22 protein-coding genes are annotated in these 24,314 nt (G+C 59.1%); 17 read left to right on the top strand and 5 right to left on the bottom strand.

What is annotated here, in order from left to right:
- The first annotated feature begins 123 nt into the window (after window positions 1-123).
- Window positions 124-1,533: an amino acid permease gene (locus tag RGM3321_RS01260; protein WP_244391227.1), complete on the top strand. Its 1,410-nt coding sequence runs from the start codon at window positions 124-126 to the stop codon at window positions 1,531-1,533.
- A 31-nt stretch (window positions 1,534-1,564) separates the two neighbouring features.
- A complete protein-coding gene (arfB, locus tag RGM3321_RS01255) occupies window positions 1,565-1,978 on the top strand; it encodes an alternative ribosome rescue aminoacyl-tRNA hydrolase ArfB (RefSeq protein ID WP_003314723.1) in 414 nt (137 codons plus the stop codon).
- Window positions 1,979-2,744: 766 nt separating this feature from the next.
- Here arfB and RGM3321_RS01250 read toward each other — a convergent pair.
- From RGM3321_RS01250 to phhA, 4 genes are all read right to left on the bottom strand, one after another.
- A complete protein-coding gene (locus RGM3321_RS01250; protein WP_244391226.1) occupies window positions 2,745-3,944 on the bottom strand; it encodes an MFS transporter in 1,200 nt (399 codons plus the stop codon).
- A gap of 138 nt (window positions 3,945-4,082) precedes the next feature.
- Window positions 4,083-4,262, bottom strand: coding sequence for a hypothetical protein (locus RGM3321_RS01245; RefSeq protein ID WP_005746724.1), 180 nt, complete (start codon window positions 4,260-4,262; stop codon window positions 4,083-4,085).
- A gap of 464 nt (window positions 4,263-4,726) precedes the next feature.
- Window positions 4,727-5,083, bottom strand: coding sequence for a 4a-hydroxytetrahydrobiopterin dehydratase (locus RGM3321_RS01240; RefSeq protein ID WP_244391225.1), 357 nt, complete (start codon window positions 5,081-5,083; stop codon window positions 4,727-4,729).
- A 35-nt stretch (window positions 5,084-5,118) separates the two neighbouring features.
- Entirely contained in the window at window positions 5,119-5,916 is a 798-nt protein-coding gene (phhA, locus tag RGM3321_RS01235; protein WP_244391224.1) for a phenylalanine 4-monooxygenase, read from the bottom strand.
- A 267-nt stretch (window positions 5,917-6,183) separates the two neighbouring features.
- On the opposite strand from phhA, the gene RGM3321_RS01230 reads away from it, so the two are divergent.
- On the top strand, window positions 6,184-7,755 hold the full coding sequence (locus RGM3321_RS01230; RefSeq protein ID WP_244391223.1) for a sigma-54-dependent transcriptional regulator: 1,572 nt from the start codon (window positions 6,184-6,186) through the stop codon (window positions 7,753-7,755).
- Between the two features lie 113 nt (window positions 7,756-7,868).
- Here the strand turns inward: RGM3321_RS01230 and RGM3321_RS01225 are convergent, their stop codons facing one another.
- Window positions 7,869-8,135 carry a DUF2790 domain-containing protein gene (locus tag RGM3321_RS01225; RefSeq protein ID WP_002554445.1) on the bottom strand — a complete coding sequence of 89 codons (267 nt, stop codon included), beginning with the start codon at window positions 8,133-8,135 and terminating at the stop codon, window positions 7,869-7,871.
- A gap of 312 nt (window positions 8,136-8,447) precedes the next feature.
- On the opposite strand from RGM3321_RS01225, the gene acs reads away from it, so the two are divergent.
- From acs to astE, 14 genes are all read left to right on the top strand, one after another.
- Window positions 8,448-10,403 carry an acetate--CoA ligase gene (gene acs / locus RGM3321_RS01220; RefSeq protein WP_002554444.1) on the top strand — a complete coding sequence of 652 codons (1,956 nt, stop codon included), beginning with the start codon at window positions 8,448-8,450 and terminating at the stop codon, window positions 10,401-10,403.
- 529 nt (window positions 10,404-10,932) lie between these two features.
- Window positions 10,933-11,709, top strand: a complete 777-nt coding sequence (locus RGM3321_RS01215) for an ABC transporter substrate-binding protein (RefSeq protein WP_002554443.1) — start codon at window positions 10,933-10,935, stop codon at window positions 11,707-11,709.
- Window positions 11,710-11,793: 84 nt separating this feature from the next.
- On the top strand, window positions 11,794-12,483 hold the full coding sequence (locus tag RGM3321_RS01210; protein WP_002554442.1) for an ABC transporter permease: 690 nt from the start codon (window positions 11,794-11,796) through the stop codon (window positions 12,481-12,483).
- Window positions 12,480-13,178, top strand: a complete 699-nt coding sequence (locus RGM3321_RS01205) for an ABC transporter permease (RefSeq protein WP_002554441.1) — start codon at window positions 12,480-12,482, stop codon at window positions 13,176-13,178. Before RGM3321_RS01210 ends, RGM3321_RS01205 begins: the two co-directional genes overlap by 4 nt.
- Before the next feature lies 1 nt (window position 13,179).
- Window positions 13,180-14,292: a succinylglutamate desuccinylase/aspartoacylase family protein gene (locus RGM3321_RS01200; protein ID WP_244391222.1), complete on the top strand. Its 1,113-nt coding sequence runs from the start codon at window positions 13,180-13,182 to the stop codon at window positions 14,290-14,292.
- A 22-nt stretch (window positions 14,293-14,314) separates the two neighbouring features.
- Window positions 14,315-15,079 carry an ATP-binding cassette domain-containing protein gene (locus tag RGM3321_RS01195; protein WP_244391221.1) on the top strand — a complete coding sequence of 255 codons (765 nt, stop codon included), beginning with the start codon at window positions 14,315-14,317 and terminating at the stop codon, window positions 15,077-15,079.
- A gap of 135 nt (window positions 15,080-15,214) precedes the next feature.
- Complete coding sequence (argR, locus tag RGM3321_RS01190; RefSeq protein ID WP_244391220.1) at window positions 15,215-16,207, top strand: transcriptional regulator ArgR; 993 nt, start codon at window positions 15,215-15,217, stop codon at window positions 16,205-16,207.
- Between the two features lie 236 nt (window positions 16,208-16,443).
- Complete coding sequence (locus tag RGM3321_RS01185; RefSeq protein ID WP_244391219.1) at window positions 16,444-17,661, top strand: aspartate aminotransferase family protein; 1,218 nt, start codon at window positions 16,444-16,446, stop codon at window positions 17,659-17,661.
- 133 nt (window positions 17,662-17,794) lie between these two features.
- The gene (gene aruF, locus RGM3321_RS01180; protein ID WP_244391218.1) at window positions 17,795-18,826 is read left to right on the top strand and encodes an arginine/ornithine succinyltransferase subunit alpha; all 1,032 of its coding nucleotides are present in this window, start codon (window positions 17,795-17,797) and stop codon (window positions 18,824-18,826) included.
- Window positions 18,827-18,889: 63 nt separating this feature from the next.
- On the top strand, window positions 18,890-19,915 hold the full coding sequence (gene astA, locus RGM3321_RS01175) for an arginine N-succinyltransferase (protein ID WP_004659722.1): 1,026 nt from the start codon (window positions 18,890-18,892) through the stop codon (window positions 19,913-19,915).
- Window positions 19,912-21,381 (top strand): succinylglutamate-semialdehyde dehydrogenase, encoded by a 1,470-nt coding sequence (gene astD, locus RGM3321_RS01170; protein ID WP_244391217.1) that lies wholly within the window; start codon window positions 19,912-19,914, stop codon window positions 21,379-21,381. The genes astA and astD overlap by 4 nt, the downstream gene beginning before the upstream one ends.
- 48 nt (window positions 21,382-21,429) lie before the next feature.
- Entirely contained in the window at window positions 21,430-22,776 is a 1,347-nt protein-coding gene (gene astB / locus RGM3321_RS01165; RefSeq protein WP_244391216.1) for an N-succinylarginine dihydrolase, read from the top strand.
- Window positions 22,777-22,837: 61 nt separating this feature from the next.
- Window positions 22,838-23,125 carry a hypothetical protein gene (locus tag RGM3321_RS01160; RefSeq protein ID WP_005731381.1) on the top strand — a complete coding sequence of 96 codons (288 nt, stop codon included), beginning with the start codon at window positions 22,838-22,840 and terminating at the stop codon, window positions 23,123-23,125.
- Window positions 23,126-23,137: 12 nt separating this feature from the next.
- A complete protein-coding gene (astE, locus tag RGM3321_RS01155; RefSeq protein WP_244391215.1) occupies window positions 23,138-24,145 on the top strand; it encodes a succinylglutamate desuccinylase in 1,008 nt (335 codons plus the stop codon).
- The last annotated feature ends 169 nt before the right edge of the window (window positions 24,146-24,314 follow it).

Raw genomic sequence — 24,314 nt, 5'->3', positions numbered from 1 at the left:
TTTCTGTGAATCATTGCTGCTCAATGCTTCGGATTACCCGTCCGGGGTGCTGCAATTCTGTTGCGCCACGAGCGCGACAGGTCCTTTTCCGTCACAGAACAAGAACAATCAGGTGGCTATCGAATGAGTGAAACAACTGCACCTTCGGGTGAATTGAAGCGCGGTCTGAAGAATCGGCACATTCAGCTGATTGCTCTGGGCGGCGCTATCGGCACTGGCTTGTTTCTCGGGTCGGCGGGCGTGCTGAAATCAGCCGGGCCTTCGATGATTCTCGGTTATGCGATTTGTGGCTTCATCGCTTTCATGATCATGCGCCAACTGGGCGAGATGATCGTCGAAGAACCGGTCGCCGGGTCGTTCAGCCATTTTGCCCACAATTATTGGGGCGGTTTCGCCGGGTTCCTGTCCGGCTGGAACTGCTGGCTGCTGTACATCCTGGTCGGTATGTCGGAGCTGACTGCTGTCGGCAAGTACATTCATTACTGGCTGCCGGACATCCCGAGTTGGGTTTCAGCGGCTGCGTTCTTCATTCTGATCAATGCTATCAACCTGACCAACGTCAAGGTGTTCGGCGAGACCGAGTTCTGGTTCGCGATCATCAAGGTGGTGGCGATTATCGGCATGATTGCGCTGGGCAGTTACATGCTGGTCAGCGGCAGTGGTGGCCCGCAGGCGTCGGTCAGCAACCTCTGGGAACACGGCGGATTCTTTCCCAATGGTGTCGGCGGGCTGGTCATGGCGCTCGCAATCATCATGTTCTCGTTTGGCGGCCTGGAAATGCTCGGCTTCACCGCCGCCGAGGCCGAACAGCCGAAGACGGTGATCCCCAAGGCGATCAATCAGGTCATCTACCGCATTCTGATTTTCTACATCGGCGCACTGGTTGTGTTGTTGTCGCTGACGCCCTGGGACAGCCTGCTGGCCAGCCTTAATTCCTCGGGTGATTCCTATAGCGGCAGCCCGTTCGTGCAAGTGTTCTCGATGCTGGGCAGCGATGCGGCGGCGCATATCCTGAACTTCGTGGTACTGACTGCAGCGCTGTCGGTTTATAACAGCGGCACTTATTGCAACAGCCGCATGTTGGTAGGCATGGCCGAGCAGGGCGATGCGCCCAAAGCGCTGGCGCAGGTCGACAGGCGCGGGGTGCCGGTCAAGGCTATCTTTGCGTCTGCCGCGGTGACCGTGGTGGCGGTTCTGCTCAATTACTTCGTGCCGCAGCAGGCGCTGGAGCTGTTGATGTCGCTGGTGGTGGCCACACTGGTCATCAACTGGGCGATGATCAGCTATTCGCATCTGAAGTTCCGCCAGCACATGAACCGCACCGCCCAAGTCCCGCTGTTCAAGGCGCTGTGGTATCCCTATGGCAACTATGTATGTCTGGCGTTTGTGCTGTTTATCCTCGGCATCATGCTGATGATTCCCGGCATCCAGATATCGGTTTACGCGATACCGGTCTGGCTGGCGGTCATGTGGGTGTGTTATCGAGCCAAGAACAGGCGTAGCGTTGTCGTGAATGCCGAGACTGGCAAATAACCGTGCCTGTAGCAGAAAAGAAGATGCCCCGATGCTGGTGATTTCCAACAATGTCCATCTGCCGGACGCCGAGATCGAGCTGACTGCCATTCGCGCCCAGGGCGCGGGTGGGCAGAACGTCAACAAGGTCTCCAGCGCCGTGCATTTGCGTTTCGACATCAACGCCTCGTCGCTGCCGCCGTTCTACAAGGAGCGGCTACTGGCGTTGAGTGACAGCCGCATCACCAGCGATGGCGTGATCGTGCTCAAGGCCCAGCAATACCGCACTCAGGAGCAGAACCGTGCCGACGCGTTATTGCGCTTGAGCGAGCTGATCGTCAACGCCGCCAAAGTCGAAAAGAAACGCCGCCCGACACGGCCGACCCTGGGGTCCAAGACCCGCCGCCTGGAGTCCAAAAGCAAACGCGGCTCGATCAAGGCCGGGCGCGGTAAAGTGGATTTTTGAGGTGTTTTTCAGTCTCGTGCCACTCAGCGCTCAGCGCTATACATAAGTCTGCGCTTGATTCTGGCCGCAGGCCGTAGGAGCGAACTTGTTCGCGAAATGGCCCGTACCGTCGCAGAAGATTTGGCGTTCAAAGCAATGTCTTCGCGAACAAGTTCGCTCCTACAAAAGCCCCGTTCCCACGCTCGAACGTAGGAGATCACCAGCTCATTCTTGGCGACATCTACACCGATGATCGGTTTTTCCAGAGTAACCTGCATTGCCATAACGCCTCCTCGGGGATAAGGTTTACAGACTTGAAGGGGCCACCCAGAGGCGCAGGCTTGTTTCTATCGTAGGTTGTGAGCCTTAAGCATTCTTTATCGGCGCTTGGGTGAAAGGAGGAGGGGTGAAATATCCTACGGGTCTGTACTGCGCGAACAGTCAGAAGCGAACTAAGTCCCTCCTCCTCCCTTCAAGTCTTACCATACAAGCGAACTTGTTCGCGAAATGGCCTGTACCGTCGCAGAAGATTTGGCGTTCAAAACAATGTCTTAGCAAACAAGTTCGCTCCTACAAAAGCCCCGTTCCTACGCTCGAACGTAGGAGCGAACTTGTTCGCGAAATGGCCCGTACCGTCGCAGAAGATTTGGCGTTCAAAGCAATGTCTTCGCGAACAAGTTCGCTCCTACAAAAGCCCCGTTCCCACGCTCCTACGCCCTGCGGGCAGAAGCCTGAAAACTCCGCTTTCCGGGCTCTTCAGGACCTGTATAACTATGAGCACCGATCATCACTGGCGCAACATCTGCGCCTGCTTGTACAGATAGACGCTCAACGCCAGCCCGGTAAGAGACGCCAGCGCCGCGAACAGGAAGATCGAGACAAAGCCGAAGCCTGCGGCAATCGCGCCTGCCAGTGGGCCGGTGATGCCCAGGGACAGGTCGATGAACAGCGAGTAAGCGCCCACCGCTGCGCCGCGGCTGGAGGCGGGGACGAGGTTGACGGCTTCTACGCCCAGCGCCGGGAACACCAGCGAGAATCCGAAACCGGTCAATGCCGCGCCAGCCAGTGCCAGCTCCGGAGTGGGCGCCATCCACAGCAGCAACAGCCCCAGGCTTTCCACTGACAGGCAGACAATCGCCACCCGAAAGCCGCCCAGGCGATTGATCAGGTTGCCGAACAGCAGGCGCGCCGCGATGAAGCTGCCACCGAACAGGGTCAGGCACAGCGCCGCATTCGGCCAGTGATTGCTCGCGTAGTACAAGGTGATAAAGGTTGCGATGGTGCCGAAACCGATGCCGCCCAGCGCCAGGCCCATGCCGTGCGGAAACACCCGCCCCAGCACATGCATGAATGGCAGTCGTTCACCGGGCACAATCGGCGCGGCTTCCTTGTGCCAGGTCAGGTACAGGCCCAGTGCGCAGAGCAGCATGATGCTGACACCCACTGTCCACAACCCGAGCGAGTCAACCATCCAGACGCCCAGCGGTGCGCCGATGGCCAGTGCGCCATAGCTGGCGATACCGTTCCAGGAAATCACTTTGGCAGTGTTCTGCGCGCCGACCCGGCCGATGCCCCAGCCAATCGAGCCCGAACCTACCAGACTTTCCGCGCTGCCGAGAATCACCCGGCCAATCAGTAGAATGATCAGGCTCGCCATCGGCCAGCTGTCCAGCCAGACCGGCACCAGCATGAATATACCGCTCAGCCCGCAGCCGGTCAGGCCGATCTGTACGGCTTTCTTGCTGCCCAGATTGTCGATGATGCGGCTCGCCCACGGCCGACTGATCAACGTCGCCAGGTACTGCACGCTGATCACCAGGCCTGCGATAACCGCGCCGAAGCCCAGATCGCTGTGGACGTAGCCTGGCAGTACGGCAAGCGGAATACCGATATTCAGGTAGCCGATGAACGTGAACATGACGATGGAAATGACGGTCTGGGTAACAGCCATCGGGGTTTGCGGCGTGGTTTGCTGTGTCTCGGGCATGGGGCAGGCTTTCGTTCTGTGCGGGTATGGCGTTCGAGCGGGCAGGGAAAAACCCTTAGCAAGCTCTCGAAGTGCTCATCATACCGACGCATCGCGTGATGCAGGTGCAACGAAGTAAAATAAACGGCGAATGGAGGATTATTTGTCTGCCGGGGCTACAAGCTGAGTGGTCACGAGGGCGGCCAAGGCGTTTTCCTGAGTACCGAAACGGGCGAGCAGGGCGCTCTGTTTTTCCGGGCTGAGGCGTGACCAGATTTCGATCATTTTCTCGGCGGTGCCAATCAGGGCATTGGCTTGCGTTTCAGTGAAGTCGCTCATAAAAATCTGCTGTTTGCCTGTTGCTGGTTTTCCAGGCGTATTGAAAATCGGCAGAACCGTTTTTCGATACGCCTGAAAACAATCGCCTTCAGTCTTTGCTTCCGGCTTTCTGGCTGTCTTGAGCCGAGGGTGCTGCTTTCATTGCGACAGGTTGACCAAGCTCCTGTTGAGCCAGGGTCGACTGTTGTGGTTCCTGTTGGCCTGGTGGGAAGTTAGGGATTTCATGCATCGTCGTCGCTCCTCGCAAGGGGTTGCAGATAGAACCGTGCTTTAAAAAAGCCTGCGCAGGATACCCCACTGAAAATGACAATCAGGATATTTTTTTATCCTCATTGGCCTGTCAGCGAAACAAAATCGCATTTTCACTGTCCGGGCCCATGCCTTGCGAGTCGCTGCACGCTTTGGTTTTACTGCGTTATGACTGCATCAGGGCGCAATAACCCTCGTAGACTTTCTTGCAAAAATTATTTGCGGCCCTCGGCACCACTGGCCACTCCATCGGTGCGCGCGGCCATGATGAAGTCGTTGCGGTGCAGCCCTTTGATCGAATGACTCCACCAGGTCACCGTCACTTTGCCCCATTCGGTCAGCAGGCCTGGATGGTGGCCTTCAGCCTCGGCAATCTCGCCGATCGCGTTGGTGAACGCCAGGGCGAATTTGAAATTCTTGAACAGGAACACTTTTTCCAGCTGCATGACGCCGTCGCGGACTTCGATGTTCCAGTCGGGGATCTGCTTGAGCAGTTCCGGCAGCTCGGCTTCGCTGACTTGTGGGGCGTCTGCTCGGCAGGCTTCGCAATGGGCTTGATTCAAGGCACTCATAAACAGGGTTTCCTTTTCAGATACCTGGCCGCGTTTCAGGCCGTGTGGCTTTTGGTTTTAGGTGGGAATTTCGGGGCGTGCAAGCCCAACTTCATGCCCTGTTCTACCAGCGCCATGATGTCTTCCTGCGCCAGGTCGCACAGGCGCTTGAGGCTTGGCAGAACAAAATACAGCGGTTGCAGAATGTCGATGCGGTAAGGCGTGCGCATCACTTCAAGCGGGTCGAATAACTGGTGTTCGGGAGCCGACGACAGGCTGTACACCGCTTCCTTGGGCGAAGAAAGAATACCGCCGCCGTAGATTTTGCGCCCCTGTGGTGTATCGACCAGGCCAAACTCGATGGTCATCCAGTACAGCCGGGCCAGATACACACGTTGTTCCCTGCTCGCGCTCAGGCCAAGTTTGCCGTAGGTGTGGGTAAATTCGGCAAACCACGGATTGGTCAGCAGTGGGCAGTGACCAAAGATTTCATGAAAGATGTCCGGTTCCTGAAGATAGTCCAGCTCTTCCTCGGTGCGAATAAACGTCGCCACCGGGAAGCGCTTGCTGGCCAGCAGTTCAAAGAACGTCTGGAAGGGGATCAGCGCTGGCACTCGCTCAACCTGCCAGCCGGTGGTCGCACCCAGTACCTTGTTGATTTCACCCAACTGCGGAATACGCTCATGGGGCAGGCCCAGTTGCTCGATACCGTCCAGATACTCCTGGCAGGCCCGGCCTTCAATGATCGTCATCTGCCGTGTAATCAGAGTGTTCCATACCGCATGTTCGGCTGCTGTGTAATCAATGAAGCCCGAAGCGTCCGGCTCGCGTGCCACGTAAAGCGTCTGGGCCATGCTGATGTCCTCGAAAGGCTGCTCTTGTGAACATATTTTTGTAAAAGCCTGCCTGCAGGAATAACCCGCTTTCGACGATGGGTCTGCCTGTGAAAGCCGTCACGCTCCCGTCCTGTAGTCTAATTTCGTAACGAAAACTTTACGGAGTGTTCCCGTGGACGATGAATTCAGCAGATCGCTCTCTCGCGAAGCGTGCATCTGTAAACTATTGTTGACGGAAAACTTTGCCACTCTCTAAATACCCATGCTCACAGGGGCGAATGAATCATGCGCATCAAGGTGCATTGCCAGAACCGGATCGGCATTCTTCGCGACATTCTCGATCTGTTGGTGGCCTACGGGGTCAACGTGGCGCGTGGTGAAGTGGGGGGCGAGCATGGCGACGCTATTTATCTGTATTGCCCGAACCTGATCAATCTGCAGTTTCAGGCCCTGCGCCCGAAGTTCGAGGCGATCATTGGTGTATTCGGCGTCAAGCGTGTAGGGCTGATGCCCAGCGAGCGGCGGCACATGGAGCTCAACGCCTTGCTCGGTGCGCTGGAGTTTCCTGTGCTGTCCATCGACATGGCCGGTGCAATCGTCGCAGCCAATCGCGCAGCCGCGCAGTTGCTGGGTGTGCGGGTCGATGAAGTGCCGGGGATACCGTTGTCGCGCTATGCCGAGGATTTCGACCTGCCTGAGCTGGTGCGGGCCAGCCAGTCGCGGATCAACGGCCTGCGAGTCAAGGTGCGCGGCGATGTGTTTCTCGCTGATATCGCCCCGTTGCAATCGGAGCACGATGACAGCGAAGCCATGGCCGGGGCTGTACTGACCCTGCACCGCGCTGATCGGGTCGGTGAGCGCATTTACCATGTGCGCAAGCAGGAGTTACGAGGCTTTGACAGCATCTTTCAGAGTTCGAAGGTCATGGCCGCGGTAGTCCGCGAGGCGCGGCGCATGGCGCCACTGGATGCGCCGCTGCTGATCGAGGGCGAAACCGGCACCGGCAAGGAATTGCTGGCCCGTGCCTGTCACCTTGCCAGCCCGCGCGGCCAGTCACCGCTGATGGCGCTCAACTGTGCCGGGCTGTCGGAGTCCATGGCCGAGATTGAGCTGTTCGGCTACGACCCCGGTGCGTTCGAAGGCGCGCGAGCGGAAGGCCGACTCGGGCTGCTGGAGCTGACATCAGGCGGCACGTTGTTCCTTGATGGCGTGGGTGAGTTGAGTGCGCGTATGCAGGCCAAGCTGCTGCGTTTCATTCAGGACGGCAGCTTTCGCCGGGTCGGCAGCGACGAGGACATGTTTCTCGATGTGCGTGTGATGTGCTCGACCCAGGTCGATCTGTCGGAGCTATGCGCCCAAGGGGTCTTCAGGCAGGACCTTTATCATCGCCTCAATGTGCTGTCCCTGCACATACCGCCGTTGCGCGACTGTCTGGACGGTCTTGAGCCGCTGGTGGAGCACTTTCTGGATCACGCCAGCCGCCAGATCGGCTGCCCGTTGCCAGGCATTGCGCCGGCTGCCATCAAGCGCCTGAGTCAGTACCACTGGCCCGGCAATGTAAGGCAATTGGAAAATGTATTGTTTCAGGCTGTATCGCTGTGTGACGGCGGCAAGGTGCAGGCCGAGCATATTCGTTTGCCGGATTACGGTGTGCGTCCAGGGCTGAGCGATGTGTCTCTGGAGGGAGGGCTGCGCGCTATTATCGGGCGCTTTGAAAAGTCGGTGCTGGAACATTTATATGCGCAATATCCCAGCAGTCGCCAATTGGGCAAACGCCTGGGGGTGTCGCATACAACCATTGCCAATAAGTTGCGTGACTATGAGTTGGGGCGTGAATTGGGGCGCGACTCAGACTAGCACGCAGCCGATCAACAATCCGCTGATTGATCACCCGGCTATCAACGCTCGTGCATACGCCTCGCAATCAATATCTGCGAGGCGTCGAGCACGGGTCGCAACAGCGAAAAGCATCAACCGTTACTGCAGCCGTTGCCCATCACCTGGTAGCTCATGGTGTGCCGTGCGCCTTGCGAGTCTTCGTAGACCATGCGCGCCGGGACCACTTCGCAGACATTGGGGATCTGGCTGATGGAAATAACCCGGGCGATATCCAGATGAGTGCCATACGTGTACTGCTCGACACGGGCTTGCTGGGCAGCGACTTTGGTTTGCGATTCTTCGGCCATGGCGAAGCTGCTGACACCGCACAGTGCCAATGTCACTAATAAAGCTTTCATTGTGTTTTACCTTTTTAAAAGTGAGCGCGTGCGCATCACGCGTTTAGCGTCATGTGCGAACTCTGTTTGATATCTAGAAGCGGGCTGCGTGGGGGCAGCTGATAGTTGCCGTGTTGGCGAGATGAATTCTAGGCCTGTTGCAAGGTGACATATATAAAGACTTTGGATAAGCGCTTTCATCAAAACGGTAATAATCCGGAGGCAGCTTGAGGCTCCGGCCTCGCCCGGTAATACCAACGTCGAATGGCCCCACCGGGTGGGGCGGGATACAACAGGTGCATAAAACAACAACTATCCACCGAGGTAACCAAGATGAGTGCAGCTTCCCTGTACCCCGTCCGCCCAGAAGTCGCAGCGACTACGCTGACGGATGAAGCGACCTACAAGGCCATGTACCAGCAGTCGGTGGTCAACCCTGATGGTTTCTGGCGTGAACAGGCTCAGCGCCTCGACTGGATCAAACCTTTCAGTGTGGTCAAGCAAACCTCGTTCGACGACCATCGTGTCGATATCAAATGGTTCGCCGACGGTACGCTGAACGTTGCCTATAACTGCCTGGATCGCCATCTGGCAGAGCGCGGCGACACCATTGCCATCATCTGGGAAGGCGATGACCCTTCCGAGCACCGCGAAATCACCTACCGCGAGCTGCACGCTGAAGTCTGCAAGTTTGCCAACGCACTGCGTGGTCAGGACGTGCACCGTGGTGACGTCGTCACTATTTATATGCCGATGATCCCCGAGGCTGTGGTCGCCATGCTGGCGTGCGCCCGGATCGGTGCGATTCACTCAGTGGTGTTCGGCGGTTTCTCGCCGGAAGCACTGGCTGGGCGGATTATCGATTGCAGCTCCAAAGTGGTTATTACTGCCGACGAAGGCCTGCGCGGTGGCAAGAAAACTGCGCTCAAGGCGAATGTCGACCGTGCCCTGACAAACCCGGAAACCAGCAGCGTGCAGAAAGTCATTGTCTGCAAACGCACCGGTGGCGAGATCGAGTGGAACCGTCATCGTGACATCTGGTACCACTCGCTTCTGGAAGTGGCCTCCAGCACCTGCGCGCCAAAAGAGATGGGTGCCGAAGAGTCGCTGTTCATCCTCTACACCTCGGGCTCGACCGGCAAACCCAAAGGCGTGTTGCACACCACTGCGGGTTATCTGCTTTATGCGGCGCTGACCCATGAGCGCGTATTCGACTACAAGCCGGGCGAAATCTACTGGTGCACCGCCGACGTCGGCTGGGTCACCGGGCACAGCTACATTGTCTATGGCCCCTTGGCCAATGGTGCGACCACGCTGCTGTTTGAAGGTGTGCCGAACTACCCGGACATCACGCGTGTGTCGAAAATCATCGATAAGCACAAGGTAAATATCCTCTACACCGCGCCGACTGCGATCCGCGCCATGATGGCCGAGGGCACCAAGTCTGTTGAAGGTGCCGACGGTTCCAGTCTGCGCCTGTTGGGTTCGGTGGGCGAGCCGATCAACCCGGAAGCCTGGGGCTGGTACTACAACACCGTTGGCAAGCAGAACTGCCCGATTGTCGATACCTGGTGGCAGACCGAAACCGGCGGCATTCTGATCAGCCCGCTGCCAGGCGCAACAGCGCTGAAGCCTGGCTCGGCGACACGTCCGTTCTTCGGCGTGATTCCGGCGCTGGTGGACAACCTGGGCAACCTAATTGAGGGCGCGGCCGAAGGCAATCTGGTTATTCTCGATTCCTGGCCGGGTCAGTCACGCTCGCTGTATGGCGATCACGACCGTTTCGTCGACACCTACTTCAAGACCTTCCGTGGCATGTACTTCACTGGTGACGGTGCCCGTCGCGATGAGGACGGCTACTACTGGATCACCGGGCGCGTAGATGATGTGCTCAACGTTTCCGGCCATCGCATGGGCACCGCCGAGATCGAAAGCGCGATGGTTGCGCACCCGAAAGTCGCCGAAGCCGCCGTGGTCGGTGTGCCGCATGACCTGAAAGGGCAGGGCATCTACGTCTACGTCACCCTCAACGGTGGCGAAGAACCAAGCGACGCGCTGCGCACTGAGTTGCGCAACTGGGTGCGCAAGGAGATCGGCCCGATTGCTTCGCCTGATTTCATTCAGTGGGCACCTGGATTGCCGAAGACTCGTTCAGGCAAGATCATGCGCCGTATCCTGCGCAAGATTGCCACCGCTGAGTACGATGCGCTGGGTGACATCTCGACGCTGGCCGATCCAGGTGTGGTTCAGCACCTGATTGACACGCACAAGACCATGAACGCTGCCTGACCGCTCATTGACTGAGCGCGCCTCGTCCGCTTAACGCCGGGCGGGGCGCTTTTGTTTGTGCGGCCCGGTATCGGAAACGAGATATATATCGGTTTGTTACGGGTTTACACGGTGTTGTCGGGCGGTGCTTCATTGTGAGACGTTCTCTGGCTTTCTTGTAGGAAGCTGCGACGCATCAGGGCGTTTCATCCGCCATATGGAACGCTGGGCTTGCCGGATTAGAAGGGTTTGCCAATAATGGGCGCGCTTTTTGCTGTTATGACAGGTTTAGCTGGATCTGCTGGATCAGCAGAAATATGCTTCGTCAATAGCTGGTAGTGGGTTTTCCGGTGCATCTGTAACTAGTTGTCGCATTGAAGAAATATCGACTTCAAGCCTGTCGTTAAAATGCCCGTCATTCGCCGAAGGTCCGTGAGCCACCACTGTGGTGTCACGTCCCCGGCGTCGCTCTCCCCCGAGATTGTCCTTTCGCACATTGGGCGCTTGCTCACTTTGCCACTTGTCGTGCTTTACCGATGGAGTCCTGGAAATGAAGAAGCTCATGCTTATTGGCGCGATGGCGTTGTCCGTGCTCGCCCAACCGATCTTTGCTGATGAAAAACCGCTGAAAATCGGCATCGAAGCGGCTTACCCTCCGTTCGCTTCCAAGGCTCCGGATGGCAGCATCGTCGGTTTTGACTACGACATCGGCAATGCTCTGTGTGAAGAAATGAAGGTCAAGTGCACCTGGGTCGAGCAGGAATTCGACGGCCTCATCCCTGCGCTGAAAGTGCGCAAGATCGACGCGATCCTTTCTTCCATGTCGATCACCGACGACCGCAAGAAGTCTGTGGATTTCACCGGTAAGTACTACAATTCCCCGGCCCGTCTGGTCATGAAAGACGGCACCGTGATCAGCGACAGCCTGGCGGAACTCAAGGGCAAGAAAATCGGCGTGCAGCGCGGTTCGATCCATGAGCGCTTCGCCCGTGAAGTTCTTGCTCCCAAAGGTGTGGAAGTAACGCCGTACGGTTCGCAGAACGAAATCTACCTGGACATCGGTGCGGGTCGTCTGGATGGCACGATTGCCGACGCCACCCTGCTGCAGGACGGTTTCCTGAAGACCGACGCAGGCAAGGGTTACGCGTTCACAGGTCCATCGTTCACCGACCCGAAATACTTCGGTGACGGCATCGGCATCGCCGTGCGCAAGGGTGACAAGGCCAACCTTGAGCGCCTCAATGCCGCCATTGCAGCCATCCGTGCCAACGGCAAGTACAAGGCCATCCAGGACAAATATTTCGACTTCGATATCTACGGCAAGTAAGTCGTCATACCGATCCTGATCAATGGCGCAAACAGAATTGCCTGGCTTGCGCCATTTTTATTCCACGCTTGAGGACCGCACATCATGTTGAAAGGTTACGGAGCTGTCATCCTCGAAGGTGCCTGGCTGACGTTGCAGCTGGCCCTGTCGTCGATGGCTCTGGCGATCGTTCTCGGTCTGATCGGCGTGGCGCTTCGTCTGTCGCCGGTACGCTGGATTGCCTGGCTGGGCGATCTGTACAGCACGGTCATTCGCGGTATTCCCGATCTGGTCCTGATATTGCTGATTTTCTACGGCGGTCAGGACCTGCTCAACCGCGTTGCGCCGCTGCTGGGTTTTGATGACTACATCGATCTTGACCCCTTGCTGGCCGGGATCTGCACACTGGGCTTCATCTTTGGTGCCTATCTCTCGGAAACCTTTCGCGGTGCGTTCATGGCCATCCCCAAGGGGCAGGCCGAAGCCGGCATGGCGTATGGCCTGAGCAGCGGCAAAGTGTTTTTCCGCATCCTGGTGCCGCAAATGATTCGTCTGGCGATCCCCGGTTTCACTAATAACTGGCTGGTGTTGACCAAGGCCACCGCACTGATTTCCGTGGTCGGCCTGCAGGACATGATGTTCAAGGCCAAGCAGGCGGCCGATGCCACCCGCGAGCCTTTCACCTTCTTTCTGGCGGTTGCAGCGATGTACCTGGTGATTACCAGTGTTTCGCTGCTCGCCTTGCGTTACCTCGAAAAACGCTACTCGGTAGGCGTCAGGGCGGCTGACCTATGATCTTTGACTACAACGTGATCTGGGACAGCCTGCCGCTGTACTTCGGCGGCTTGCTGACCACCCTGAAACTGCTGGCGATTTCCCTCGCGTTCGGGTTGCTCGCGGCGTTGCCGCTGGGCCTGATGCGGGTCTCGAAAAACCCCTGGGTCAACATGCCTGCCTGGCTGTACACCTATGTGATTCGCGGCACGCCGATGCTGGTCCAGCTGTTCCTGATTTATTACGGGCTGGCCCAGTTCGACGCTGTGCGCGAAAGCTTTTTATGGCCTTGGCTATCCAGTGCTACGTTCTGTGCCTGTCTGGCGTTCACCATCAATACCAGCGCCTATACAGCCGAGATCATTGCCGGCAGCCTCAAGGCCACGCCGGCCGGTGAAATCGAGGCTGCGCGGGCGATGGGCATGTCGAAGGCCAAAATGTATCGGCGCATTCTGTTGCCGTCGGCCTTGCGCCGGGCGCTGCCGCAGTACAGCAACGAGGTCATCATGATGCTGCAGACGACCAGTCTGGCCTCCATCGTGACCCTGATCGACATCACCGGCGCTGCCCGCACGGTCAACGCGCAGTTCTACCTGCCGTTCGAGGCTTACGTTACCGCAGGCGTTTTCTATCTGTGCCTGACATTCATTCTGGTGCGGCTGTTCAAAATTGCCGAACGCCGCTGGCTGGGCTATCTGGCCCCACGGAAGGTCTGAAATGCAAAGAATCGATCATGTATTGCCGTGGAGCGCCCTCGGCACCGAACGCACGCTGAGTGTCTTTCGTTTCGGCACCGGCGAGCGCAAAGCGTACATTCAGGCCAGTCTGCACGCAGACGAGCTGCCCGGCATGCGCACCGCCTGGGAATTGAAGAAACGCCTGACCGAGCTGGAACAGCAAGGTGCCCTCAAGGGCGTCGTCGAGCTGGTGCCGGTGGCCAATCCGCTAGGGCTGGGGCAGTTGCTGCAAGGCGCACACCAAGGGCGTTTCGAGTTCGGCAGCGGCAAGAATTTCAACCGTGACTTCACCGAGCTGAGCGAGCCGGTCGCCGAGTTGCTGGAAGGTCAGTTGGGCGATGACCCGCGTGCCAATACCCAGTTGATTCGTCAGGCGATGATGACTGCACTTGAAGGCTTGCCTGCCGCGCAATCGGAGTTGCAGGGCATGCAGCGCATCCTGCTCAAGCATGCCTGCATCGCTGATGTGGTACTTGATCTGCATTGCGATGCCGATGCCGCGCTGCATATGTATGCCTTGCCGCAGCACTGGCCGCAATGGCGCTCGCTGTCGGCGCACCTGAATATTCAGGTGGCACTGCTGGCCGAGGATTCTGGCGGCAGTTCCTTCGATGAAGCCTGTTCGCTGCCGTGGTTGCGTCTGTCACGGACCTTCCCGCAGGCGCAGATCCCGCTGGCGTGTCTGGCGACGACTATCGAGCTGGGTGGTCAGGCCGACACCGGCAGGCCTGAGGCGCAAGCGCACGCCGAAGGCATTCTGGCGTTTCTGGCCGAGCAGGGTTTCATCAGCGGTGACTGGCCGCAGCCGGCACATCAAGCCTGCGAAGGTATGCCGTTCGAAGGCACCGAATTGCTCTATGCGCCGCATCCTGGCGTGGTGACATTCCTGCGTGCCGCAGGCGATAAAGTCGAAGTCGGCGATGCGCTGTTCGAAGTCATCGACCCGCTGTCCGATCAGGTCAGTACCATTTGCGCGAATACTGCCGGGGTGCTGTTTGCCATCGAGCGGCTTCGTTACGCTCAACCAGGTTTCTGGCTGGCCAAAGTGGCGGGGCGCACCGCGCTGCGTCATGGACGTCTGCTCAGTGATTGACCGTTCTGTGGGAACCCAAAGCATGAACAAACTGGAAGTGCAGGACCTGCACAAGCGCTATGGCAGTCACGAAGTGATCAAGGGCGTGTCCCTGACCGCCAAAGCTGGCGATGTCATCAGCATCATCGGCTCCAGTGGCTCGGGCAAAAGCACCTTTCTGCGCTGCATCAACCTGCTCGAACAGCCCCATGCCGGCAAGATCCTGCTCAACAACGAAGAGTTGAAGCTGGTGCCGAACAAGGACGGCGGTCTGAAAGCTGCCGACGCCCGACAGTTGCAGCGCATGCGCTCACGTCTGTCGATGGTGTTTCAGCACTTCAACCTGTGGTCGCACATGACGGCGCTGCAGAACATCATCGAAGCGCCGGTTCATGTTCTGGGTGTGTCGAAAAAGGAAGCGCTGGAAAAAGCCGAGCACTATCTGGCCAAGGTCGGCGTTTCCCATCGTAAGGACGCTTATCCAGGACACATGTCCGGTGGCGAGCAGCAGCGTGTGGCCATTGCCCGCGCGCTGGCGATGGAGCCTGAGGTGATGTTGTTCGACGAGCCCACATCGGCGCTCGACCCGGAACTGGTCGGTGATGTGCTCAAGGTCATGCATGGTCTGGCTCAGGAAGGCCGGACCATGGTGGTGGTGACTCACGAAATGGGCTTTGCCCGGGAAGTCTCCAACCAGCTGGTTTTCCTGCATCAGGGTGTGGTCCTGGAGCGTGGTGACCCGCGCGAGGTACTGGCCAACCCGCAGACCGAGCGTCTGCAGCAGTTCTTGTCCGGCAGCCTCAAGTGACGATCGGCATCGCATGGCGATGCCTTTTTACGGCAGAACAGGGCATGCTGCGCGACGCGCGACATGACCTGGATGTTCCAGATCGAGCCATCTTCTGACGCTCGGCTTTTGCGGCAATACGTATCGGATGTCCCAATGACTGCCCATCGAATAGGTTTTCTCGTCTGGCCTGGCACCAAAGCCCTGACTCTGGCACTTGCCGAGGAAGCCTTGCGTGTCGCTCAGCGCGTTCATCCTGAAGTGGTCTACGAATTGTCGTTTCTGCAGGCCGAGGCAGGGGAGCCGGCAGCGGTTGCCGGAGCCTGGCAATTGCCGGGCGCGCCCTGGGCCGGGCGACTGGACGGTTTTCAGAAGCTGTTTCTGCTCGCCGATGAGCCCCCGGCAGCCGTGGCTCCGGCGCTGGGCAGCGCGCTCAAGCAACTGGTGCGTGCCGGCTGTTCGATTGGCGGACTGTCAGCGGGCGTTTACCCGCTCGCGCAACTGGGCCTGCTGGATGGCTATCGCGCTGCTGTGCACTGGCGCTGGCAGGACGACTTCGCCGAACGCTTCCCCAAAGTCATCGCCACCAGCCATTTGTTCGACTGGGACCGGGATCGTCTGACCGCCTGCGGTGGCATGTCGGTGCTCGACCTGCTACTGGCGGTGCTGTCTCGCGATCATGGCGCGGAACTGGCCGGAGCGGTTTCCGAGGAACTGGTTGTCGAGCGCATTCGCGAAGGCGGCGAGCGTCAGCGCATTCCGTTGCAGAACCGTCTGGGCTCCAGCCATCCAAAGCTGACCCAGGCTGTACTGTTGATGGAAGCCAACATCGAAGAGCCGTTGACCACTGACGAAATCGCCCAGCACGTGTGCGTGTCGCGCCGCCAGCTGGAGCGGATTTTCAAGCAGTACCTCAACCGTGTACCCAGCCAGTATTACCTGGAGCTGCGCCTGAACAAGGCACGCCAGATGCTGATGCAGACCAGCAAGTCGATCATCCAGATCGGCCTTTCGTGCGGTTTTTCCTCGGGGCCGCACTTCTCCAGCGCCTACCGCAATTTCTTCGGCGCCACGCCGCGTGAAGACCGCAACCAGCGACGCAGCAGCAGCCCGTTCGAACTTTCGCCGGTGCCTGCCGAACGCGGTTGATTGTCTTGTCGCGATAGAAGTGCTGCCGCGACAGCTCAGGTCCAGACAGGGCGGCCTCAATCCGTTTAAACTGCGCCTTTGTGACGCAATATGTCGCATTGCCGAAAACCTTGAAAAAACCCGGTTTTGCGCTGTAACAAGTTGTCGCCTGGCGGCAAGGCCGAACACAATTCAGTCCTTACAATCTTCCCATCGCTCGCCAGTTTCAGGCAGGCGTTCCTCATCAGGAGACTCCGATGTCCGTTGAGCATGCTGCGGTGCAACGCGCCGATTTCGACCAGGTAATGGTCCCCAATTACGCCCCGGCCGGGTTCATTCCCGTGCGCGGTGCGGGCTCCCGGGTCTGGGATCAGGCGGGACGCGAACTGGTGGATTTCTCGGGCGGGATCGCCGTCAACGTATTGGGCCACTGCCACCCGGCGCTGGTCGGTGCCTTGACCGAGCAGGCCAATAACCTATGGCATGTGTCCAACGTCTTCACCAACGAGCCGACCCTGCGTCTGGCGAAAAAACTGGTGGATGCGACGTTCGCCGAGCGCGTGTTCTTCTGTAACTCGGGCGCTGAAGCCAACGAGGCGGCCTTCAAGCTGGCGCGCCGAGTGGCGCACGACCTGCACGGTCCTGAAAAATACGAAATCATTGCGGCCGTAAACAGTTTCCACGGCCGCACCCTGTTCACCGTCAGCGTCGGTGGTCAGCCGAAATACTCCGATGGTTTCGGGCCGAAAATCACCGGCATCCGCCACGTGCCGTACAACGACCTTGAAGCGTTGAAAGCGGCTGTTACCGACAAGACCTGCGCCGTGGTGCTGGAGCCGATTCAGGGCGAAGGCGGCGTGTTGCCGGGCCAGCTGGAATACCTGCAAGGCGCGCGCAAACTGTGTGACGAGCACAACGCGTTGCTGGTGTTCGATGAAGTGCAGAGCGGCATGGGCCGTAGCGGTCATCTGTTCGCCTACATGCATTACGGCGTGACCCCGGACATCCTTTCCAGCGCCAAAAGCATCGGTGGCGGTTTCCCGCTGGCGGCCATGCTGACCACTGAAAAGCTCGCCAAACATTTTGCGGTCGGCGTTCACGGCACCACGTATGGCGGCAACCCGCTGGCCTGCGCGGTCGGTGAAGCGGTGATAGATGTCGTCAATACGCCTGAAGTGCTGGCTGGCGTGCAGCGCAAGCATCAGCAATTCAAGACCCGCCTGGAGAGCATCGGCCAGCAATACGGCGTATTCACCGAAGTGCGCGGCCTGGGCCTGTTGATCGGCTGCGTGCTGTCCGACGCCTGGAAAGGCAAGGCCAAGGACATTTTCAACGCCGCTGAAGCCCAGGATCTGATGATTCTGCAGGCCGGTCCCGACGTGATCCGTTTCGCGCCGAGCCTGGTGATTGAAGACGCAGACATCGAAGAAGGCCTGAACCGCTTCGAACGTGCCATCGCCAAGCTGACGTCCTGATTCATCCGCTTTATCCCGGTGTCTGCCTGACCGGCAAACACCGGACATTTTCCTGTGCTGTGCGGCATGATGCCGTGTGGTGCTTTTACCAGTGCCGGTCGTAAATACCGGTCGATCTACAAGGAGTGGCACCATGCTGGTGATGCGCCCTGCGCAAATGGCTGATCTGGCCGAGGTTCAACGCCTCGCTGCCGACAGCCCTATCGGTGTCACGTCCTTGCCCGACGATGCTGGCCGCCTGACCGACAAGATCGGCTCGTCGGAGGCATCGTTCGCCGCCGAGGTCAGCTTCAACGGTGAAGAGACCTACTTCTTCGTGCTTGAAGACAGCGAAAGCGGCAAGCTGGTGGGCTGCTCGGGCATTGTTGCTTCGGCGGGCTATTCCGAGCCGTTTTACAGTTTTCGCAACGAAACCTTCGTGCATGCTTCCCGCGAACTGAAGATCCATAACAAGATCCATGTTCTGTCCCAGTGTCACGACCTGACCGGTAACAGCCTGCTGACCAGTTTCTATGTGGTCCCGGAACTTGTCGGCACGTCCTGGTCGGAGCTCAATTCTCGCGGCCGCCTGCTGTTTGTTGCCAGTCACCCCGAGCGCTTCGCCGATTCGGTGGTCACCGAGATCGTCGGTTACAGCGACGAACAGGGCGATTCGCCGTTCTGGGATGCCATCGGGCGCAACTTCTTCGACCTCAACTACGCCGCTGCCGAGCGCCTGTGCGGTCTGAAAAGCCGGACCTTCCTCGCCGAGCTGATGCCGCATTACCCGATCTACGTGCCATTGCTGCCTGACGCTGCGCAGGAGGCCATGGGCCAGGTGCATCCGCGTGCGCAGATCACCTTCGACATCCTGATGCGCGAAGGCTTTGAAACCGACCATTACATCGACATCTTCGACGGTGGCCCGACCCTGCATGCCAAGGTATCCGGGATCCGGTCCATTGCGCAGAGTCGTCTGGTGCCAGTGAAAGTCGAAACCGCGCAAAGCAGCGATGTCGGCACAGGCGGGCGTTTGTATCTGGTTGCCAACGGCCTGTTGCAGGATTACCGCGCGGTGCTCCTGGAACTGGACTGGGCGCCCGGCAGGCCAGTGGTGCTGAGCCTCCAGGCCGCCGACGCACTGGGCGTTGGTGAAGGAGCCAGTGTGCGGATCGTCGCGGTCTGAGCCAGACGTTCGATAGCCGATTAGCGAGTTTCAAGGCTCTCGATGAGCCGCTGAGGAGATAACATGATCGTTCGTCCTGTACGCAGCAGTGACCTGCCCGCGTTGATCGAGCTGGCGCGCAGCACCGGTGCCGGTCTGACGACCCTGCCCGCCAATGAGCAGCGTCTGGCGCACCGGGTAGGTTGGGCTGAAAAGACCTTTCGCGGAGAAGCCGAGCGTGGCGATGCCGACTATTTGTTCGTGCTTGAAGATGATGACGGCCGGGTGGTCGGCATTTCTGCCATCGCCGGGGCGGTCGGCTTGCGCGAGCCCTGGTACAACTACCGGGTCGGCCTCACGGTCAGTGCTTCGCAGGAACTGAACATCTACCGGGAAATTCCGACCCTGTTCCTGGCCAACGACCTGACCGGCAATTCCGAGCTGTGCTCGCTGTTCCTGCACAGCGATTCGCGCAACGGCCTCAATGGCCGCCTGCTGTCCAAGGCGCGCATGCTGTTCATCGCCGAATTTCCGAAACTGTTCGGTAACAAGATCATTGCCGAGATGCGTGGCATGTCCGACGAGAATGGCCGGTCGCCGTTCTGGGAAAGTCTGGGTCGGCATTTCTTCAAGATGGAATTCAGCCAGGCCGATTACCTGACCGGTGTTGGCAACAAGGCATTCATTGCCGAGTTGATGCCCAAGTTTCCGCTGTACAGCTGCTTTCTTTCCGAAGATGCACGCAATGTGATCGGCCGCGTGCATGCCGACACCGAGCCTGCGCTGACCATGCTCAAGGGCGAGGGTTTCTCGTATCAGGGTTACGTCGACATCTTCGATGCTGGGCCTGCCATCGAGTGCGAGACCGGCAAGATTCGCGCAATCAAGGACAGTCAGGCGCTGGTGCTGGCCATCGGCACGCCAGGTGACGATGCGCCGCAGTTCCTGATTTACAACCGCAAGCGTGAAGACTGCCGCATTACGGTAGGCGCTGCGCGTTTCGCCGCCGGTACGCTGGTGGTTGCGCCACAGACCGCCAAACGGCTGCGCATGAGTGCGGGCGACAACGTGCGCGCCGTGCCTTTGTCTGCAGCGCGGGAGGGCGTTTGATGAGCACCCTTTACATTGCCGGTGCGTGGCAGGCCGGGCGGGGCGAGCTGTTCCATTCGTTGAACCCGGTGAGCCAGCAGACGCTGTGGTCCGGGCAAAGCGCTACAGCAGAACAAGTCGATTACGCGGTGCAGGCTGCGCGTCAGGCATTTCCCGCCTGGGCGCAGCGCTCTCTGGATCAGCGCATTGCTGTGCTGGAGGCCTTTGCTGCCAGCCTCAAGGGCCGCGCCGATGAACTGGCGCACTGCATCGGTGAAGAAACCGGCAAACCTTTGTGGGAGTCAGCGACCGAAGTAACCAGCATGGTCAACAAGATTGCCATCTCGGTGCAGAGCTATCGCGAACGAACCGGCGAAAAGAGCGGGCCGCTGGGCGATGCCACCGCAGTATTGCGCCATAAGCCACATGGCGTGGTCGCGGTGTTCGGGCCGTACAACTTTCCTGGTCATCTGCCTAACGGGCACATCGTTCCGGCCTTGCTGGCGGGCAATACGGTAGTGTTCAAGCCCAGCGAACTGACGCCGAAAGTCGCCGAACTGACCGTCACGTGCTGGATCGAAGCCGGGTTGCCTGCCGGTGTTCTCAACCTGCTGCAAGGCGGTCGCGAAACCGGTATTGCACTGGCTGCCAACCCAGGCATCGACGGGCTGTTCTTTACCGGGTCAAGCCGCACCGGTGACGTGCTGCACCAGCAGTTCGCCGGGCGCCCCGAGAAGATTCTTGCGTTGGAAATGGGCGGTAACAATCCACTGATCGTTGATCAGGTTCAGGACATCGACGCAGCGGTTTACACCATCATTCAGTCGGCATTCATTTCCGCAGGCCAGCGCTGCACCTGCGCGCGTCGCCTGTTGGTGCCCGAGGGCGACTGGGGCGATGCCTTGCTGGCGCGGCTGGTTGCCGTCAGCGCGACTATCGAGGTGGGGGCGTTCGATCAGCAGCCGTCTCCGTTCATGGGCTCGGTCATTTCGCTGGAGGCCGCACGCGCCTTGCTCGAAGCACAGCGCAACCTGCTCGCCAACGGCGCAGTGACCTTGCTGGAAATGCGCCAGCCGCAGCCCGGCGCGGCGCTGCTGACGCCGGGCATTATGGATGTCAGCGCGGTCGCCGAGCGGCCTGACGAAGAGCTGTTCGGCCCGCTGTTGCAGGTCATCCGCTACGCCGGTTTCGACGCCGCCATCGCTGAAGCCAACGCCACTCGCTATGGCCTGGCGGCAGGTTTGCTCTCGGATTCCGAAGCGCGCTATCAGCAATTCTGGCTGCACAGCCGCGCCGGGATCGTCAACTGGAACAAACAGCTGACCGGTGCCGCCAGCAGCGCACCGTTCGGCGGAGTCGGAACCTCGGGCAACCACCGCGCCAGCGCTTATTACGCAGCCGACTATTGCGCCTATCCGGTGGCTTCGCTGGAGACGGGCAGCCTGACCCTGCCCACGACACTGACCCCCGGCATCAGGCTGAGCTGACAGGGTGCGCACGATTGCTTATAAAAACAGATCCACGGAGCCTTGCCGATGAAGTCCTGTGAAGTGAATTTTGACGGTCTGGTCGGGCCAACCCACAACTACGGCGGGTTGTCCTACGGTAATGTCGCCTCCCAGAGTAACAGCCAGCAATGCGCGAACCCGCGTGAAGCGGCGCTGCAAGGCCTGGCAAAAATGAAAGCGCTGATGGACCTGGGTTTTACCCAAGGCGTGCTGGCACCGCAGGAACGCCCTGATGTGGCCGGTTTGCGGCAGTTGGGTTTCACTGGCAGCGATGAACAGGTGATTGAAAAAGCCGCCCGTCAGGACATGCCGTTGCTGGTTGCCAGTTGCTCGGCATCGAGCATGTGGGTGGCCAACGCGGCGACGGTCAGTCCCAGTGCCGACACGGTAGATGGGCGCGTGCATTTCACGGCGGCCAACCTCAACTGCAAATACCATCGCAGCATCGAGCATCCGACCACCAGCCGCGTGCTGGGGGCGATGTTTGCCGATGCAAAGCACTTTGCCCATCACCCTGCGTTGCCGCCAGTCGCGCAGTTCGGCGACGAAGGCGCAGCCAACCACACCCGTTTCTGTCGCGATTACGGCGAGGCCGGTGTCGAGTTCTTCGTGTTTGGCCGCAGTGCCTTCGACACGCGCTACCCGGCGCCGCAGAAGTATCCGGCGCGTCAGACCCTGGAGGCGTCACGCGCCGTTGCGCGGCTGCACGGTCTGAGCGAAACCGGCGTGGTCTATAGTCAGCAGAACCCAGCGGTCATTGATCAGGGGGTGTTCCATAACGATGTGATTGCGGTCGGCAACGGTGAGGTCTTGTTCTATCACCAGGACGCGTTCCTCAATACCGAACCGATGCTTAATGAACTGCGCGACAAACTCGGCCGTGTCGGTGGGCAGTTACGGGCGATTTGTGTGCCGCGTGCCGAAGTCTCGGTGCAGGATGCGGTGCGCTCTTACCTGTTCAATAGCCAGCTGTTGTCACGTCCGGACGGCTCGATGCTGCTGATCGTACCGCAGGAGTGTCAGGCCAATGCGAGCGTCTGGGCTTATCTGCAGCGATTGATTGCCGATGACGGCCCGGTTGCCCAGGTCAAAGTGTTTGACCTCAAGCAAAGCATGCAGAACGGCGGCGGCCCTGCCTGCCTGCGACTGCGTGTAGCGCTCAAGGAAACCGAGCTGGCTGCGGTGAACCCAGGCGTGATCATGACCGCGCCGCTGTATGACACGCTGACGCAATGGGTCGACAGGCACTACCGTGATCGCATGAGTGAAAACGATCTGGTCGACCCCCGATTGCTGAGCGAATGCCGTACGGCATTGGATGAACTGACGCAAATCCTTAAACTGGGTGCCGTCTATCCGTTTCAACTGAATTGAAACACCCTGCGCGCCGGGCAAATGTCTGGCGCATGATTTCTTTATCTAGAGCATTCCGACTATGAGCGACGCCCTGCAACTGATCCTTGAAGACACCGATGGCACCCAGCTGGAAACTTCTTGCACCCGCGTAGCCATTATCTGGCAGGGCAAGGAACTGTGGATTCAGCAGGATGGCCGTGGCCAATTGCTGATCGGCGTTGACGTCGAAGAAGACGATGCCGAGTACGCCAACCTGCTGCTGCGCCCGTTGGCAACCAACCTGGTCAGCCTGCAACTGGAAATGGAACCGGCCGATGCCGGTGCCGACGAAGACGGTCACGTTCATGGCCCTGACTGCAACCACTAAGGAAGTTGCCCTATGCTCGCCCTCGGCAAACTGCTTGAACTGACCCTGGCTGGACGTGAGCCAGCGGAAAAGACTCAACTGACCGTCGAAGGCGTGCGGATGCGATGGATGGGCGAGGGGGCTCTGGAGGTCCGCCCGCCGGAGGTTCGTGACAATGGCACGGACCTGCTGCTCTCTGCCGGTATTCATGGCAACGAGACTGCCCCCATCGAGCTGCTGGATGAACTGATCCGTAGCATCGCGCGCGGCGACCTTAAACCGCGCGCACGTATCCTGTTTCTGTTCGGCAATCCCGACGCCATGCGGCGCGGTACCCGGTTTATCGAGCAGGACGTCAATCGGCTGTTCAACGGTCGTCACGAGCAAAGTGGTGGTGCAGAAGCCCTGCGTGCCTGCGAGCTGGAGCACCTGGCCGCCAGCTTTTTCAGCCTGCCGGATCGCTACCGCCTGCATTACGACCTGCACACTGCCATTCGCGGTTCGAAGATCGAGCAGTTCGCGCTGTACCCGTGGAAAGAAGGTCGTCAGCACTCGCGTCTCGAACTGGCACGGCTGCGTGCTGCGGGGATGAGTGCGGTGTTGTTGCAGAACAAGCCGTCCATTGTGTTCAGCGCCTATACCTACGATCAACTGGGTGCCGAGGCCTTCACTCTGGAACTGGGCAAGGCCCGGCCGTTCGGCCAGAACCAGCAGGTCAACCTTGCGCCGCTGCGTCTGCGTCTGGAACAGATCATCGAAGGCCGCGAGCCCGAGCTGGATGAGAATCTTGAGGGGTTGCAACTGTTCAGCGTGGCACGCGAAGTCATCAAGCGTACCGATGCATTCACGTTCAACCTTGCCGATGCTGTAGAAAACTTTTCACCGCTGGAAAAGGGCTACGTGCTGGCCGAAGACGCGGGTGGTTCACGCTGGGTGGTAGAGGAGGATGGCGCGAGAATCATCTTCCCCAACCCGAAGGTCAAAAACGGCCTGCGGGCGGGGATTCTGATTGTCCCTACTGATGCGGGCAGCCTTGGCTGATCGCCTGGCACCCTCAAGATCGGACGCAGAGCGTCCAGAACGGCATTCCCACGCTGTGGACTGCCCCCAAGAAGTTGGACACCAATCCGACCTAATGGGGGTGTTCAAATGGCCAAGTATTCAGAGCAATTCAAACTCACCGTCGTCAAAGCGTACCTTGAAGGCAACA

The sequence above is a fragment of the Pseudomonas sp. RGM 3321 genome (genome assembly GCF_022836805.1).
GTDB lineage: Bacteria > Pseudomonadota > Gammaproteobacteria > Pseudomonadales > Pseudomonadaceae > Aquipseudomonas.
This window is presented reverse-complemented; position numbering and strand designations above follow the sequence as displayed.